A 15774-nucleotide genomic window follows, 5' to 3' on the forward strand; every position below is an offset into this window, starting at 1 on the left:
ATTTGCTCCTCTTTCGAAGGATTTCGATCGTGAACGCTTATCGACCTGAGTACCGACACCGTGATTACAAAGCCGTCCTCTTCGACCTGGATGGTGTGATTACACCAACGGCACTGCTTCACCGCAGGGCCTGGCATGAACTTTTCTCTGCCTATTTTGACCAATTCCCGGGCGTGGCCAGCTACACCGAGCAAGACTATTTCAACTTGCTCGACGGACGCCCGCGCTATGACGCGGTGCAAGCCGTCCTCGCCTCGCGTGGTCTCGAATTGCCTTGGGGCACCGTAGAGGATCCCGCCGGCCTGGACACAATCTGCGCCCTAGGCAATATGAAGAACGACAAGTTCACCGAAGTGCTGCTGCGCGACGGCATCGAACCCTACGCGGGTTCCCTGGCCTACCTGCGCCAGGTCCTCGCAGCAGGGCTGGACGTAGCGGTAGTCTCATCCTCCCGCAACGCCCGCATGGTGCTTTCTGCCGCGGGCCTGGAAGAGCACTTCCCGCTGGTGATGGGCGGGCAGGAAGCCGCCGCCCGCGGCTTGGCCGGCAAGCCAGCCCCGGACACCTTCCTGGCGGCCGCGGCTGATCTGGGCTGGCGCCCGGAAGAGTGCGTGGTCTTCGAGGACGCCACCAGCGGCGTGGCCGCAGCCCGTGCCGGAGGCTTCGGCGTGGTCGGCGTGGCACGCGAGGAGAACGCGGCCGAGCTGATGGAAGCCGGCGCGCACTTTGTCATCGAGGATCTTGCAGAACTCGTCTCCGAGGATTCAGTTCAAGCCTGGGAAATGGACTCCTGGTCCTTGCTGCGCGATGAGCACCGCGACACCGACGGCGCCCAAGACACCGTCTTCTCCCTGGGCAATGGTTTCCTCGGCGCACGGGCCGCCCAGCTGGGCTTGGGCGACCAGAGCGGCGGAACATTCATCAACGGCCTGCACGAGGCCTGGCAGATCCGGCACGCTGAAAGCGCCTTCGGCCTGGCTGAAACCGGACAGACCATGATCAGCGCCCCGGATTTCAGGACCTTGCGCGTCTTCATCAACGATGAAGCCCTGGAAGTCGGCCGCACCGAGATGCTTCGCGATGAGCTGCGCCTGGACTTCCGCGACGGAACCTTGTGCGCGCGCACCCTGTGGCGCACCGCTGAGGGGCACCGCGTGGCCGTCATGGCCCGTACGATGATTTCCTTCACCGACCGGCACCTGGCCTTGCAGGACGTCCACGTCCGGCTGCTGGATGCCCCGGCCAGGGTGCTCGTGCAGTCTTCGGTCGTGGGCTACCGCTCGGCGCGCACGGTGGCCTCGCCGGAGGAGACCGATGCCTCCGCAGCAGGGGTGGCCGATCCGCGCAAGAGCGAAGAGGCCAGCCAGAATCCGCTGCACCCGGCAGGGAACGCGGTCAACGGCTCGCGCCTGGGGATCTCCTATGCGGTCCCGGGCTCCGGCATGTCCGTGGCGGCAATGGTCGAGCACCAGGTGAGCACCACCGGCGGCGCCGACCAGCAGCTGCGCATCGACCGCAAGACCTCGGATGAAAGCGCCGACGAGGTCATCAGCGCCCGGCTGGAGGCCGGTCAGGGCATCCGCGTCTCGAAGTACGCGGTCTACAACTGCTCGCGGCGCCATCCCGCCCAGGAAATGCTGCAGCGCTCGGATCGCGCCCTGGACCACTTGGTCGAGCAGGGCATGGACGAGCACTTCCGCACCCAGCGCGACTTCATGGCCGACTTCTGGCAGCGCAGCGATGTTGTGGTGGACTGCGACGACGCCGGCTTGCAGCGCAAGATCCGCTGGAACCTGTTCCAGCTGGCCCAGGCCGCCGGCCGCGCTGACGGTTTGGGCATCAGCGCCAAGGGCGTGAGCGGCAACGGGTATTCCGGGCATTACTTCTGGGATACCGAAATCTACGTGATGCCGTTCTTGACCTACACCAACCAGCAGTGGGCCCGTAATACGCTGCGCGCCAGGGTCGCGATGATCCCGGCCGCTACACGCAGGGCCAGCATCATGAACGAGGCCGGCCTGCTCTTCCCGTGGCGAACCATCAATGGTGAAGAAGCCAGTGCGTACTATCCGGCGGGCACAGCCCAGTATCACATCAACGCGGACGTCGTGTATTCGCTCAACCGCTATCTGAGCGTGATGGAGGACGACGAGTTCCTGCTGGCCGGGGGCGCGGAGATCCTGGCGGGCACCGCCCGCATGTGGGCGTCGCTGGGATTCTGGCGCGGCCAGGAAGGCAATGAGCGCTTCCACATCCATGGCGTGACCGGACCGGATGAGTACACCGCGGTGGTCAATGACAATCTGTACACCAACGTCATGGCCCGCTTTAACCTGCGGCGCAGCGCCCAGCTGCTCACCGAGCTGGCCGGGCAGCACCCCGAGCAGTACGCCAGCCTTGCCGGCAAGCTGGAGTTGAGCGACGAGGAAATCGCCCTCTGGCTCAAGGCCGCTGACTGCATGCATATTCCGTATTCGGAATCTGTTGGCATCCACCCGCAGGACGAGCACTTCCTGAACCGCGAGGTGTGGGATCTGGCCAATACCGGTCCGGATAAGCGCCCGTTGCTGCTGCACTACCACCCGCTGGTGATCTACCGCTTCCAGGTGATCAAGCAGGCCGACGCGGTGCTGGCCCTGTGGCTGCGCTCCAGCGATTTCACCGCCGAACAGAAGCTCGCGGACTTCAACTACTACGATCCGCTGACCACCGGCGACTCGACGCTCTCGGCCACGGTGCAGTCCATCCTGGCTGCCGAGGTCGGATACCGCGAGCTGTCATGGGAGTACTTCGAGCACGCGCTGAACGTCGATCTGGAGAACCTGCACGGCAACACCGGCGACGGTGTGCACGTGGCCTCCACCGGCGGTGTCTGGTCCGGGCTGATCTACGGCTTCGCGGGCCTGCGTGATGACGATGACCGGCTGTGCTTCGACCCGCGCCTGCCCGAAGCATGGCGCTCGATCAGCTTCAGCCTGGCCTGGCACGGCATGCGCATCGCGGTCCGCCTGGAACGCGAGAGCATCACCTTCACCTTGGACGGCGCCCATTCGCGCCCGATCTGGGTGCGCGGAGAGCAGGTGGACCTGGTTCCGGGGGAAAGCATCGTGGTTCCGCTGGCCGATCAGGGTCCGGTGCGCGAGGGACGCCCGAGCCTGGACAAGGTCCTCGAAGTCCAAAGCGAGGCCGGGGTGGATGTGCCCCGCAAGGCCTGGTAGCCCCGGCCGGGGTTAAACGATGAGGCGGTGCGGAACCACAATGGTTCCGCACCGCCTCATTCATGCCCAGCTAAGAGCGAGCGTGCTTTACAGCTTCATATCTTCCAGGGTGCGTCCCTTGGTCTCCTTGACCATGAAGATCACGAAGAGCAAGGAGAGCAGCGCGGCCACTGCGTAGATGCCGTAAGCCAGCGCCAGGCCTGCGTCGGCCAGGGCCGGGAAGGTGGTGGAGACGATGAAGTTGGCGATCCACTGTGCGGCGGCGGCCACACCGAGGGCCATGGCGCGGATGGAGTTCGGGAAGATCTCGCCGAGCAGAACCCATACGGCCGGGCCCCAGGTAGCGCCGAAGCCGACCACGAACAGGTTGGCCGAGACCAGGGCGATGATGCCCCAGCTGCCAGGCAGCGATACTGCGCCGTTGATGGTCTCCGACTGGGCGAAGGCCACTGCCATCATGCCCAGGGACAGGGTCATGATGGCCGAGCCGATGGTCAGCAGCAGCTTGCGTCCCAGGACGTCGATCAGCAGCACTGCCACGATGGTGGCCACCACGTTGGTCACCGAGGTGATCAGCGAAATGGTGAAGGAATCCGATTCGGCGAAGCCCACGGACTTCCACAGGGTGGTGGAGTAGTAGAAGATCACGTTGATGCCGACGAACTGCTGGAAGACCGAGAGCAGGATGCCTACCCACACCAGCGGGTGGAAGCCGAAGCGGCCCAGCAGGTCGCTGAACTTCTGGCGGCGTTCCACGTGCACGGTGGCACGGATTTCTTCGATCTTCTTCTCGGTCTCTTCGCCGGCGTTCATGCCCATGTCGCGGGTCAGCACGGTAGCTGCTTCAACGTAGCGGCCGCGCTCAACGAGGTAGCGAGGGGATTCCGGAAGGCGCAGCGAGAGCACGCCGTAGAGCACTGCTGGAACCAGCAGCGAGAGGTACATCCAGCGCCATGCAGCCAGGCCGAACAAGCCGGTTGCATCTGCGGAGCCCATCACGAAGACCAGCAGTGCGCTGACCAGGAAGGCTACGAAGATGCCCAGCACGATGGCCATCTGCTGCATGGTGCCCAGGCGTCCGCGGTGGGCCGCTGGGGAGACCTCGGCGATGTAGGCAGGGGCGATCACCGAAGCGAAGCCCACGCCGATGCCGCCGACGATGCGCCATACGATGAGGTCGGCTGCGCTGAAGCACAGGCCGCAACCGATGGCCGAAATGGCAAGGAGGATGGAGGCGAAGAGCATGGTGCGTACGCGTCCTACGCGTTCGGAGACCATGCCTGCAATCCATGCGCCGAGAGCTGCGCCGAGCAAGGCGCAGGAAACAGTGAAACCGATAGTTACCGCGTTGAGCCCGAATTCGTGCTCGACAGCGTCTACGGTGCCGTTAACGATTGATGAGTCATATCCAAAAACGAACCCACCCAATGCCGCCCCGAGGGCGATGAAGATGAGTCGTGCGGAGAGTTTTCCGTCTGATGTTGTCGCAGTCACAATCTGCCATGCTATCTGATTTGTCCGGGCTGGAAATCCGTAATTTTCAGATTTTGATGGGATAACAATCACATTTTGGAAGGAGTCCTTACATGTTTCACCCAGACTGTTGTTCTACCCTCTGCGTCTCTTGCCTAACCAGCCGGGGATTGCATCAAAAAGCCGGCCGGTCTCGCGAACAAAGTCGCAACACCGGCCGGCCGAAAAAATTTTTTGAACTCTCAGGATTCTTTCGAATGATCCGCGAGATCGTTGCCGCGCAGCTTGGCCACCGCACGCATCGAGTGGAAGACCACCAAGGTGGCAATCGAACCGAGGGCAATGCCGCCGAGCTGGAACTGGCCGAAGCTGATATCGCTGGTGACGGCAATGGCGATAATCAATCCGGTGCCCGCGGTCATCAGGTTGATCGGATTGCCGAAGTCGACCTTCGCCTCGATCCACAAGCGCGCGCCGACGATGCCGATCATGCCGTACAGGACAATGCCCAACCCGCCGATGACACCCACCGGAATGGTGCCGACCAGGGCGCCGAACTTCGGCAGGAAGGCCAAGGCCATCGCCACAATGGCCGCCACCCAGTAGGCGGCGGTGGAGTACACGCGGGAGGCGGCCATGACGCCGATGTTCTCCGCATAGGTGGTGGTGGCAGAACCGCCACCGAGACCGGCAACAACGCTGGCAGCGCCATCGGCCATCAGCGCGCGGCCGTTGAACTTCGACAGGTCCCGGCCGGTCATCACGCCTACGGTGCGCACGTGTCCGATGTTCTCGGCAATCAACACGAAGACGGCTGGCAGGAACATCAACGCGGTATCAAAGTGGAAGCTCGGAGCGGTGAACTGCGGCAAGCCAACCCAGCTGGCTGACTGGACCGCGCTGAAATCCACCTGGCCCTGCGCCAAAGCCACCAGGTAGCCCAGGACCAAGCCGACAAGAATCGACAGGCGGCCCAGCAGGCCCTTGAAGGCCACCGTGGCCAGCACCGTGAAAATCACCGTCAGGAACGTGGTCAGCGGGACATCGGTCATCGGAGCGAGCGTTGCGCTGGCGAGGTTCAAGCCGATCAGGGCAACGATCGTGCCCATCACCACCGGAGGCATCAGCGCGTGGATCCAGCCGGTGCCGGTCGCCTGCACAATCAGGCCCACCACGAAGAGCAGGGCGCCGGTCATCACGATGCCGCCCAGCGCGCCAGCCATGCTGTGCGACTGGGTGGTGGAGATGACCGGAGCGATCATCGCAAAGGAGGAACCGAGGTAGCTGGGCACCTTGTTGTTGGTCATCAGCAGGAAGATGATGGTGGCCAAGCCGGTGAACAGCAAAGTGGTGGTGACCGGGAAACCGGTCAAGGTGGGGACCAGGATGCTGGAGCCGAACATCGCTAGGATGTGTTGGGCGCCAATGGTAATGGTTTGCGGCCAGTGCAGCCGTTCCTCCGGGGCGACGACCTCGCCTGGGGTGATGGTCTTTCCGTTACCGTGAATGCTCCAGCTCATACAATCCTCCAGATCGTGGCCCGCGCGTTTCAGACCGTAGGAAATTCTACTCGGTTCTGCCGTGCCTGATCGAAGAAGGCCACTTCATGTTCTGAAGATCGCATAAATGCCACCCGCATCCGCTCGCGCAGCCCGTCATCAGCCTGCTTCCATGCTTCGCGCACCATGCTGATGGCGCGTTCCGTGGCGCGGTCGAATTCCTCGGACGCATAGGTCACCAGCCACTGCTTATACGGGTGTGCCTGATGGTTAGCCGAGGCCAGGCGCTTGCCGATGTCCTGGTAAAGCCAGTAGCAGGGAAGGATCGCGGCAATCAGCTCGGCATAGCTCGAAGCGGACGCAGCCAGATGATTCACATAGTTCAGCGTGATGGCGCTGGGGTTCGCGGTCCCCTCAGCCAGGTAGCTGCGATGCAGCTGCAACTCGCCTTCCAGGATTTCGCTGGCGGAATTCGCCCAGAAACGCTGCGCCTCAAGATCCGGGGCCAAGGCGCTGGCCTCGGACAACACCTGGGCGTAGCGCTGCAAGTACAGCGCATCCTGGGCCAGATAGTATTCGAAGTCCGTCTCGGCCAGCGTGCCATCGGCCAGCTGGGTGATGAACTCCAGGTTGTCGATCGAGTCGCGCAGCCCCTGGATCTGCTGCCACCAGCTATCCATCGGATCGGTGTCGCTGAAGAAGTCAGCAAAATGGTTCACCGGACCGTGCCCGCTGCCGACGTTCAGTTCATCGGCCGCGCCGATGGCGCGGAACAAATAGGCCTTGGCCTTCTCCAGGGCGCAGACCCAGTCGCCGGATGCTGCGAAAAGGGTGGCCAGGGCGCTTGAGAGGGTGCAACCGGTGCCATGGGTGTTTTTGGTATCGAGGCGCGGGTTGCTGAACTCGGCCAGCACGCCTTCGCCCGAGACCAGGGCGTCGGGGCAGAGTTCACCGGCCAGGTGCCCGCCCTTGGCCAGGACCAGCGAACCATGCTTCGCGGCCAGGCATTGAGCCTGCTCCAGCGCCTGCGGCCAGCTGGCTGCTGCCGGTTCACGCAGCAGGCTGGCTAGCTCCAGCAGATTCGGGGTGATCACCGAGGCGCGGTCCAACAGCGAATCGAGCACCGCCTCGTCCTCCAGGAGCCGGTCTCCGCTGGTGGCGACCATGACCGGGTCCAGGACCACGGGGGCATCGACGGTATCGAGCCATCCGTTGACCGCGCGAATCACCTCGGCGTTGGCCAGCATCCCGATCTTGATCGCATCGATCTGCACGTCGGCGCTGATGGCCTCCAACTGGGCGAGCACAAACTCGCCGCCGATGGCCTGCACCGCGCTCACCCCTTGGGTGTTCTGCGCGGTCAGCGCGGTGATTACGCACATGCCGTATCCGCCGTTGGCGGCGATGGCTTTGAGATCCGCCTGGATTCCGGCACCGCCCGAGGGATCAGAGCCGGCGATCGAGAGAATGTTTTTCACTGGACCGCCACCCAGGCAGCGACCAGCTGTTCGCTGGCTTCTTGCGGGTTCTCGGCATTGCAGATGGCCCGGACTACCGCCAGGCCCGAACCTCCACCGGCGCGGATGGCGCCGGCGTCTTCAGCGGTAATCGCGCCAATGGCGACACAGGGCAGCTCGGTGAGCGAGGCGGCACGCGCAAAACCATCCAGGCCCAACGGGGTGGGGTGGTCCTTTTTGGTCGGGGTGGCACGCACTGCGCCGACGCCAAGGTAGTCGATGGCCTCGGCATCAAGATTGGCCTGCGCCAGCTGCTCATCGGTGGAAGCGCTCAGGCCGATGATGCCTTCGCCGATGATCTGGCGTGCCAGACGCACCGGAATGTCCTTCTGCCCGATATGGATGCCGTTGACTGCCGCCCCCGCCGCGCGGGCAGCCAGGAACACGTCGATCCGGTCATTGATCAGCAGCTTCGCCTTGCCCTCGGTAAGCCGGGCCGCTGCACATGACAGCTCGAAGAATTCCCTGGCGGTTTCATCCTTGGCCCGCAGCTGGATCCACTCGATGCCACCAGCCACCGCGCCTTCAATGACTTCCAAGGTGGTGCGTGGAGTGCAGCTGGCGGTATTGGCTACCAGATATGCGCCGATATTATCCATGGTTCAGTTCCTCGTACTTCAAATTCTGCAGTTCTTCAGGTTCGGTGGCGGCCAGGGCGTCAAGGAAGGCGACAGCGAAGCTGCCCGGGCCGTTGCTGGCGGCCAGCGCCTTTTCTGCCGCGAGGCCATAGAAGCCGTGGGCGGCGATGGCCGCTTCAAAAGGGTCCTCGTGTACCGCGATCATGCCGGCGCTAAACGCGCCTAGCGCGCACCCGCCACCGGTGACCCTGGTCAGTCCTAAGCCGTTGGTGTGCACCAGCACGGTGCGATTTGCGTCAATGATGGCGTCGGCTTCACCGGAAATGGCCACGACGCTCCCATGCTTGCTGGCCAGTTCGCGTCCGGCATCCAGCGCTGCTTGGACGGTATCGGCCGAGTCAACGCCGCGGCCGCTGGAGTCCTTGCCGGCCAGGGCCAGGATTTCCGAAGCGTTGCCGCGGATCAAGGTGGGGCGCTGCTGCACAATACGGCGTGCGAAGTCGGTGCGCACGGACAGAGCGCCCACGGCTACCGGATCCAATACCCACGGGGTTCCGGCGGCGCTCGCCGAAGCCACCGCTTCCTCCATGGCAACCATTTGCTCAGTGCTGGGAGTACCGAGATTCACCAGTACCGCCGAGGCCAGGGCCGCAAACCCGCCGGCCTCGCCGGGCAAGTTGGTCATGGCCGGTGAAGCACCCGAAGCCAATAAGACATTGGCGGTGAAGTTGGTGACGACAGTATTGGTCAGGCAAAAAACCAAGGGGGAGCGTTGCCGGTATTTTTGGGCAACGGTAGGCAGAGTCATGCGACATCCCTCCGCTAGCGTGAACTAGATCAGGTTCGACGGGTTTCATCTCAGTCGGCTTCTCCGACACCCCGTGTCACTGATTTAGAGAGTACGCAGAAGGGTTGCCTAGAACAAATCCTTACCGTTCACGCCGCGCCACCAGGGCCTTCAGCGTCGCTGCATCCACCTGTTGCGCGGCAGCCAACTCCCAGAGGTGGTCGACGGCTGCCACCAGATCTTCATGTGCGTCTACGGGTTCGGGGCGCGCGTTCACTACCGTGCCGGCACGGCGCCTCGAAGAAATCAGGCCCTCGGCTTCCAATTCCTTGTAGGCGCGGGCCACCGTTCCGGCTGCCACTCCCAGATCCGTCGCCAGCGCGCGCACGGTGGGCAGCTTGCTCCCGGCCGTCAATTCGCCGAGGTTGATAAGCGAGGCGATCTGCGAACGGATCTGTTCGTAGGGTGCAGTGGCCGCCTCGAGGTCCACACTGATCTGCGTGCTCATGCCGAAACATTCGTCAAGAGCCGGGCATTCGGGCGTTTGACCACGAGCAAGGAAGGGATGCAGAAGAGCCCAACGCCAATGGCTATGACCATTGGCTCATCAAACGAGGCCACACCGGGCAAGAGGAATAATGCACTGCAGAGAATGCGTAGGGCCCGGAACTCCAAGACTTGCCGGTACCAGATCTCCTGCTCGCCGGTGACTTGCCATGGAACGGAGCAATGCCGCGTCCACCAGATATATCCGGCTGCAATGAGCAGCAAGCCGAGGACGATCCCGGTGCTGACCCATGGGCTAACTGCCAGTTCTGCGCCGGGAGTCAAAGTCTGCGGCGTGTACAGCATGAAGATTCCACTGGCGATGAACAGTGCCGCCAACGAGTAAACCCAGACAGGCAGGTTTTCGCTGATGGGCTCCCTTGGCGTCCCCAGCTTTGCGCGCAGATGCGCATAGAACGCGAAACCAGCCGAGAGCACCAGGTATATGGCCACTGCGGCTCCGGACAAGGCAAGCATCAGCGTATTGCTGGCGGCTTGCGCTCTGGCCGGGCCAAAGGCTTCGGATAAATGCTCGAAACGGTAACTGCAGGCAATCCAAATCGCGTAGGCGGCGAGCACCATCAACGAGTTGAGGACGTACGATACAGCGTTGCTGTGGTCGCGCATCCGGCTAGATGCACTGGCTTTTGCGTTCCTTCCAACGTTGGCCACTGCGAACTTCGGGGCCCAGACGAACAACACGAAACCCAGAGTGATGAAGCCGAATGTGGACACGGTGTTCCAGCCGGTACCCAGGATCGGGTTTGCGTAGGAAATTTCTGAACCAACGATGTTGATCAGCACCCAGCCACAGTTCCGCAGCAGCCTGTTGAGCCAGACAGCGCGCAACTGCTGGTTGTGGTCAACTGAGATTCCAGCCAGTGGCCTGCGTTTGAGAATGATGAACGCGATGAGGGCAGTCGCTAGCAGAACGCCTGCGATGCACAGTGCAAATAACGGTGCGACCTCGGTGCCCGGGCGCCACCTATCGAGGCCATCCCAGCGGACTTCAGAGAAATTTGAATAATCCTGCGCGGGTACTCCTTCCCGGTCGCTTTCAGAGACATAGGCAGCGACCTTCGAGACAGGCCATATCAGGCAGGACGCGGCGATCGCCAAGATGCCAACAAGGGCGCCGAGCATCCGCGGGAAAGGGGTCGTCAAACTCCGCGGTTCCAATGAGGCCACGCGCACCGTTTGCAGTTCTTTTGGCCAGGTAAAGAGCCCAATGATGTAAACCGCAGCCAGCCACCCACCGGCGTTCAACGCGATGAATACCAGGGTGAGCATTGACTGCGATTGCGCGGGGACCGACCAGAATTGGGCAAGATCCCAAGATGTGGATAGGAAGAATGCGATGAGCGCGCACCAGAACGAATGCGATTGTGCCCGTCGGAGCGCTTGAGTGCCACGGCGATGGGCGACGGAACGGAGCCACAGGTAGATGATTGTGGCAACCACGGCCATCGACAAGGCGCTCGCAGAAATCTCTTCCATACCCGTTAATGTATCAAATGGTTGATACATAATGAATCCTTCGGCGAATTATTCAATAGAAATTCCGCTCGGTGGCGTACGCTCAAAACATGGGTCTGTTTACCTCCACTCCATTGCCCGAGCCGGTCGGCGATTCCGCTCCTCCGGTGGACGAGCATCCTTCCCGCATCGCCACGGTTCTGAATCATCTTCGCCGCTCGGCCGATGCGCGAATTACCCATCCGCGCCGCTTTAGGATCCAGCAGCTGCGTGCCCTGGAGAAGATGCTCGAAGAGCACCTTGATGACTTCCTCCAGGCATTGAACGAAGACCTGGGAAAGAGCCCCACCGAAGCCAAATTCGCCGAGGTCGACGTGGTGCGCGCCGAGATCGATTTCGCGCTGCGGCACCTGGCCGAATGGATGGACAGCACCGGGGTGAAGGTGCCACTGGCACTTCAGCCAGCCATGGCCAAGATCGAACCGCGCCCCCTGGGAGTGGTCCTGATCATCGGCGCGTGGAACTACCCGCTGCAGCTCGTGCTGGCACCATTGGTAGCCGCCATTGCCGCCGGCAACGCCGCGGTCATCAAGCCCTCCGAATTAGCTCCTGCCACCTCGGGCGCTTTGGCGAAATTCCTGCCGCTCTATCTTGATGAACGGGTTTTCGCGGTCATTGAAGGCGGAGTGGATACTGCTACCGAATTATTGGTAGCCCGCTGGGACCATATCTTCTACACCGGCGGAGAGCGGGTTGCGAAGATTGTCGCGATGGCGGCCGCAAAGCACCTGACCCCGACCACGCTGGAGCTCGGCGGAAAGTCTCCGGCGGTCGTGGACAACCACTCGCCAGCCACCGCCAAGCGCCTGGCCTATGCGAAGTTCATGAATGCCGGCCAGACCTGCGTCGCACCGGATTACATCCTGTGCATTGGAGATGCCACGCCGCTGATCAACCGCCTGGGGCAGGCCATCACCAGCTTCTACGGCAAGGAACCCATTACCCACCCCGACTTCGGGCGCATTGCCAGCAGCCAGCATTTTGAGCGTTTGCTTGCAATGCTTGAACAGGGCGAGGTGGTGTTCGGTGGCGAGTATGACGAAGAGACCTTGCGTATCGCACCGACCATCATGCGCAACGTCGACCTGGATGGCACTCTGATGAGCGAGGAAATCTTCGGCCCGATTCTTCCGGTCATCGAGGTCAAGACTTTCGAGGAAGCCCTGGAATTCATTGCCCGGCGCCCCTCGCCGCTAGCGGCCTATCTGATGAGCGAGAGCCCTCGGCTGCAGTCGATTTTCTCGGACCGGGTGCGCGCTGGCGCTATTGTGCACAACGCTCCCTTGGCCCAGATGGTCATTCCCACCCTGCCGTTTGGCGGCGTAGGCGCAAGCGGCATGGGTTCGTATCACGGGAAGCATGGCTTTGATCGGCTTTCGCAAATGCGTTCGGAACTCAACAAAACCACGGTGGTTGATACCCTGAGCGCAATTTATCCTCCGTATTCGTGGGCTAAGCGAAAGATTATTGATCGCTTACTGTAGCGCGGTTCATAGCTTTGCGACTGGTCAGAGTGCTTGGATTGAAAGGTTGGAAATTTCTAAGCATCAGGAGATGTAACGCATGACTGAGCCCGCACCGTCGCAGGACGGCCTGAAGCGTGGCCTCAAAGCTCGCCACATGCAGATGATTGCCATTGGCGGCTCAATTGGTACCGGACTATTCGTCGCGTCCGGCGGCACGATCTCTGAAGCTGGCCCGGGTGGCGCGCTCGTCGCTTATGCCCTGATTGGCATCATGGTGCTGCTGCTGATGCAGTCACTGGGCGAGATGAGTACACGACTTCCTGTGGCAGGTTCATTCCAGACCTACGCCACCGTCTTCGTCAACCGCCACTTCGGCTTCGCGATCGGGTGGAACTACTGGTTCAACTGGGCTATTACCGTCGCCGCCGAGCTGGTTGCCGCGGGCATCGTGATGTCTTACTGGTTCCCGGACTCTCCCGGATGGATCTGGGCCGCCATCTTCCTGGTGCTGCTCACCGGGCTCAACGCCCTGTCGTCCAAGGCCTTCGGCGAAGGCGAATACTGGCTCGCTGCCATCAAGGTCATCACGGTCATCGTGTTCCTGATCTGCGGCTTCGCGATGATCTTCGGCATCATCGGCGGAACCTCGCCAGGATTTAGCAACTGGACCGACGGGGACGCGCCATTTGTGGGCGGATGGCTGTCCATCGTTTCGGTGTTCATGATTGCCGGCTTCTCGTTCCAGGGAACCGAGCTGGTTGGTGTTGCCGCAGGTGAAGCGGAAAACCCGCAGCGCGATGTTCCGAAGGCCATCAAGACCATCTTCTGGCGAATCATGCTCTTCTACATCGGCGCCATCTTTGTCATCGGCATGTTGATCCCATACCTGGATCCTTCACTGCTGTCATCCGAAGCATCGGACATCGCCACCTCGCCGTTCACCTTGGTCTTCGAGCGAGCCGGCATCGCGTTCGCCGCCGCGTTGATGAACGCAGTGATCCTCTCGGCCATCCTGTCGGCAGGCAACTCCGGCCTATATGCCTCTGCGCGCATGCTTTATTCCATGGCCAAAGACGGCAAAGCACCGAAGATCTTCGCCCGCTTGAACAAGCGTGGCGTTCCGGTGCCGGCCATGCTTTTGACCGCCTCGGTGGGGCTCTTCGGGTTCCTGACGGCGATCATCGGACAGGGCGAGGCCTACACCTGGCTGCTGAACGTCTCGGGGCTGTCCGGATTCATTGCGTGGGTTGGCATTGCGGTGAGCCACTATCAATTCCGCAAGGCCTACTTGGCCAGCGGTCAGGACCTGGCCGATCTGCCGTACAAGGCTCCGCTGTTCCCTCTAGGCCCAATCCTTGCCTTCGTCATCCTGCTGGTGGTCATCGCCGGCCAGAACTACCAGGCAGTCCTGGACGGCAATCTGCTGCAGATGGCTTCGAGCTATGTCGGCCTGCCGATCTTCCTCTTGCTGTGGCTGGGCCACTGGCTGGCTACTCGCAAGCAGCCAGCCGAGGTCATTGACCCATGGACCGCGAAGCTGAACTAGCCAGCCAGAGCAGCGTCAACAATCACCCGAGCTTCAGCGAGCACTTGCTGCAGATGCTCGGGTGATTTTGTTGATTCCGCATAGATCTTGTAGATGTCTTCGGTGCCTGAAGGACGGGCCGCGAACCAAGCATGCTCGCTGGAAACCTTCAGGCCGCCAATGGCGAAACCAGCCGCTTCGGTCACCTTTGCGGTGATCGCGTCGCCCGCCAACTCGGTCGCTGCGACCATCGAAGGATCCAGCTTGGAAAGCACGGCTTTCTGCTCGCGGTTAGCCGGGGCATCAAAGCGGTCATAGAAGCTGGAACCGTGGCGCTCCACCAGTTCCGCGTGCAACTGGCTCGGGCTCTTTCCGGTGGCCGCGCGCATCTCGCTGGCCAGCAAGGCAAGCATCAGCCCGTCCTTGTCGGTGCTGAAGGCCTTGCCGGAGAAGTCCAGGAAACTTGCGCCGGCGGACTCTTCGCCACAGAAGGCCACCTTGCCAGAGGCCAGAGGCTCTACGAAGTACTTGAAGCCCACCGGGACCTCGCGCAGGGTGCGGTTGTGCGAGGCGACGACCTTGTCGATGAGTATCGAGGAGACCAGGGTCTTGCCGATCTCGGCATCTGCCGGCCAGTTCCCGCGATGGGTCAACAGGTAGTCGATGGCCACCGCCAGGAAGTGGTTAGGGTTCATCAATCCGGCGTCGGGGGTGACGATGCCGTGGCGGTCCGCGTCCGCGTCATTGCCGGTGGCGATGTCATACTTTTCGCGGTTCGCAACCAGCGATGCCATGGCGTGGGCCGAGGAGCAATCCATGCGGATCTTGCCGTCTTTGTCCAAGGTCATGAAGCCGAAGCGCGGGTCAACGGTTTCGTTGACTACCTCCAGATTCAGGCCGTAGCGGCGGCCGATCTCGCCCCAGTAGTGCACCGAAGCTCCGCCTAGCGGGTCAGCTCCGATGGAAATGCCGGATTCAGCGATGACCTTGAAGTCGATGACCTCTGCCAGGTCGGTGATGTACAACTCGCGGAAATCGAAAGGCTTGGCGGCAGCTTCGCCGCGCTTGATTTCTCCGCTGGCCAGCAGCTCATTGGCACGGGCTGCGATGGGTCCGGTGATTTCGGATTCTGCCGGGCCGCCGTGAGGCGGGTTGTACTTGATGCCGCCGTCGGTTGGCGGGTTGTGCGACGGGGTGATGATCAGGCCGTCTGCCTGATCGCCGCCCCTGGCGTTGTGGACGAGGATTGCATGGCTGACCGCTGGGGTAGGAGTCAGTCCGTCTTCGGCGAGGACCTCGACGTTGTTTCCCGCGAGCACTTCAAGGGCGGTCTGGTAGGCAGGGTCCGAGAGCGCGTGGCTGTCCTTGCCGACGTACATCGGGCCGGTGATGCCGGCGCTCACGCGGTAGTCCACGACAGCCTGGGTAATCGCGGCGATATGTGCTTCGTTGAAGGTGCCGTTCAGCGAGGTGCCGCGGTGTCCCGAGGTGCCGAAGATGACGGCCTGGTCAGGGTTGTCGCTGGAAGGAATGATGCTGCTGTAGGCATCGAGCACCTCCTGAAGATTAATCAGGTCGGATTCGTTTGCTGGTTGGCCAGCTCGAAGGTGTGCCACAAATTGCCTCTCA

General features: G+C 62.0%; 11 protein-coding genes and 1 riboswitch. Of the genes, 3 read left to right on the top strand and 8 right to left on the bottom strand.

Annotation, left to right across the window (positions count from 1 at the left end; genetic code table 11):
• Nucleotides 1–29: 29 nt before the first annotated feature.
• On the top strand, nucleotides 30–3218 hold the full coding sequence (locus D3791_RS08590) for an HAD-IA family hydrolase (protein ID WP_172511914.1): 3189 nt from the start codon (nucleotides 30–32) through the stop codon (nucleotides 3216–3218).
• Nucleotides 3219–3305: 87 nt separating this feature from the next.
• On the opposite strand, the gene D3791_RS08595 is transcribed toward D3791_RS08590, so the two are convergent.
• The 7 genes from D3791_RS08595 to D3791_RS08625 all read right to left on the bottom strand — a co-directional run bounded on the left by D3791_RS08595 (nucleotide 3306) and on the right by D3791_RS08625 (nucleotide 11145).
• Nucleotides 3306–4712 carry a sugar porter family MFS transporter gene (locus tag D3791_RS08595; RefSeq protein WP_022874434.1) on the bottom strand — a complete coding sequence of 469 codons (1407 nt, stop codon included), beginning with the start codon at nucleotides 4710–4712 and terminating at the stop codon, nucleotides 3306–3308.
• Nucleotides 4713–4933: 221 nt separating this feature from the next.
• Nucleotides 4934–6211 (bottom strand): uracil-xanthine permease family protein, encoded by a 1278-nt coding sequence (locus D3791_RS08600; RefSeq protein WP_172511915.1) that lies wholly within the window; start codon nucleotides 6209–6211, stop codon nucleotides 4934–4936.
• A 29-nt stretch (nucleotides 6212–6240) separates the two neighbouring features.
• Entirely contained in the window at nucleotides 6241–7668 is a 1428-nt protein-coding gene (gene thiD, locus D3791_RS08605) for a bifunctional hydroxymethylpyrimidine kinase/phosphomethylpyrimidine kinase (protein WP_246241956.1), read from the bottom strand.
• Nucleotides 7665–8306: a thiamine phosphate synthase gene (thiE, locus tag D3791_RS08610; protein WP_022874431.1), complete on the bottom strand. Its 642-nt coding sequence runs from the start codon at nucleotides 8304–8306 to the stop codon at nucleotides 7665–7667. Before thiE ends, thiD begins: the two co-directional genes overlap by 4 nt.
• Nucleotides 8299–9093 carry a hydroxyethylthiazole kinase gene (gene thiM / locus D3791_RS08615; RefSeq protein ID WP_172511916.1) on the bottom strand — a complete coding sequence of 265 codons (795 nt, stop codon included), beginning with the start codon at nucleotides 9091–9093 and terminating at the stop codon, nucleotides 8299–8301. The genes thiE and thiM overlap by 8 nt, the downstream gene beginning before the upstream one ends.
• Nucleotides 9083–9177, bottom strand: a riboswitch (TPP riboswitch). (Overlaps the previous gene by 11 nt.)
• A gap of 37 nt (nucleotides 9178–9214) precedes the next feature.
• On the bottom strand, nucleotides 9215–9580 hold the full coding sequence (locus tag D3791_RS08620) for a GntR family transcriptional regulator (protein ID WP_022874429.1): 366 nt from the start codon (nucleotides 9578–9580) through the stop codon (nucleotides 9215–9217).
• Nucleotides 9577–11145 carry a hypothetical protein gene (locus D3791_RS08625; RefSeq protein ID WP_172511917.1) on the bottom strand — a complete coding sequence of 523 codons (1569 nt, stop codon included), beginning with the start codon at nucleotides 11143–11145 and terminating at the stop codon, nucleotides 9577–9579. The genes D3791_RS08620 and D3791_RS08625 overlap by 4 nt, the downstream gene beginning before the upstream one ends.
• A gap of 41 nt (nucleotides 11146–11186) precedes the next feature.
• On the opposite strand from D3791_RS08625, the gene D3791_RS08630 reads away from it, so the two are divergent.
• Nucleotides 11187–12638, top strand: coding sequence for an aldehyde dehydrogenase family protein (locus D3791_RS08630; RefSeq protein WP_246241959.1), 1452 nt, complete (start codon nucleotides 11187–11189; stop codon nucleotides 12636–12638).
• A gap of 79 nt (nucleotides 12639–12717) precedes the next feature.
• Nucleotides 12718–14166: an amino acid permease gene (locus D3791_RS08635; RefSeq protein ID WP_172511918.1), complete on the top strand. Its 1449-nt coding sequence runs from the start codon at nucleotides 12718–12720 to the stop codon at nucleotides 14164–14166.
• Here the strand turns inward: D3791_RS08635 and pgm are convergent.
• Nucleotides 14163–15761, bottom strand: a complete 1599-nt coding sequence (pgm, locus tag D3791_RS08640) for a phosphoglucomutase (alpha-D-glucose-1,6-bisphosphate-dependent) (protein WP_172511919.1) — start codon at nucleotides 15759–15761, stop codon at nucleotides 14163–14165. The two genes, D3791_RS08635 and pgm, sit on opposite strands and share 4 nt — an antisense overlap.
• Nucleotides 15762–15774 lie beyond the last annotated feature (13 nt).

Source organism: Glutamicibacter mishrai, assembly GCF_012221945.1.
Taxonomy (GTDB): Bacteria; Actinomycetota; Actinomycetes; order Actinomycetales; family Micrococcaceae; genus Glutamicibacter; species Glutamicibacter mishrai.

Excerpts from the sequence above, each read along its gene's own strand:
- D3791_RS08600 (WP_172511915.1), bottom strand. The coding sequence starts at position 6,211 with ATGAGCTGGAGCATTCACGGTAACGGAAAGACCATCACCCCAGGCGAG.
- thiE (WP_022874431.1), bottom strand. The coding sequence starts at position 8,306 with ATGGATAATATCGGCGCATATCTGGTAGCCAATACCGCCAGCTGCACT.
- thiM (WP_172511916.1), bottom strand. The coding sequence starts at position 9,093 with ATGACTCTGCCTACCGTTGCCCAAAAATACCGGCAACGCTCCCCCTTG.
- D3791_RS08620 (WP_022874429.1), bottom strand. The coding sequence starts at position 9,580 with ATGAGCACGCAGATCAGTGTGGACCTCGAGGCGGCCACTGCACCCTAC.
- D3791_RS08625 (WP_172511917.1), bottom strand. The coding sequence starts at position 11,145 with ATGTATCAACCATTTGATACATTAACGGGTATGGAAGAGATTTCTGCG.
- D3791_RS08635 (WP_172511918.1), top strand. The coding sequence starts at position 12,718 with ATGACTGAGCCCGCACCGTCGCAGGACGGCCTGAAGCGTGGCCTCAAA.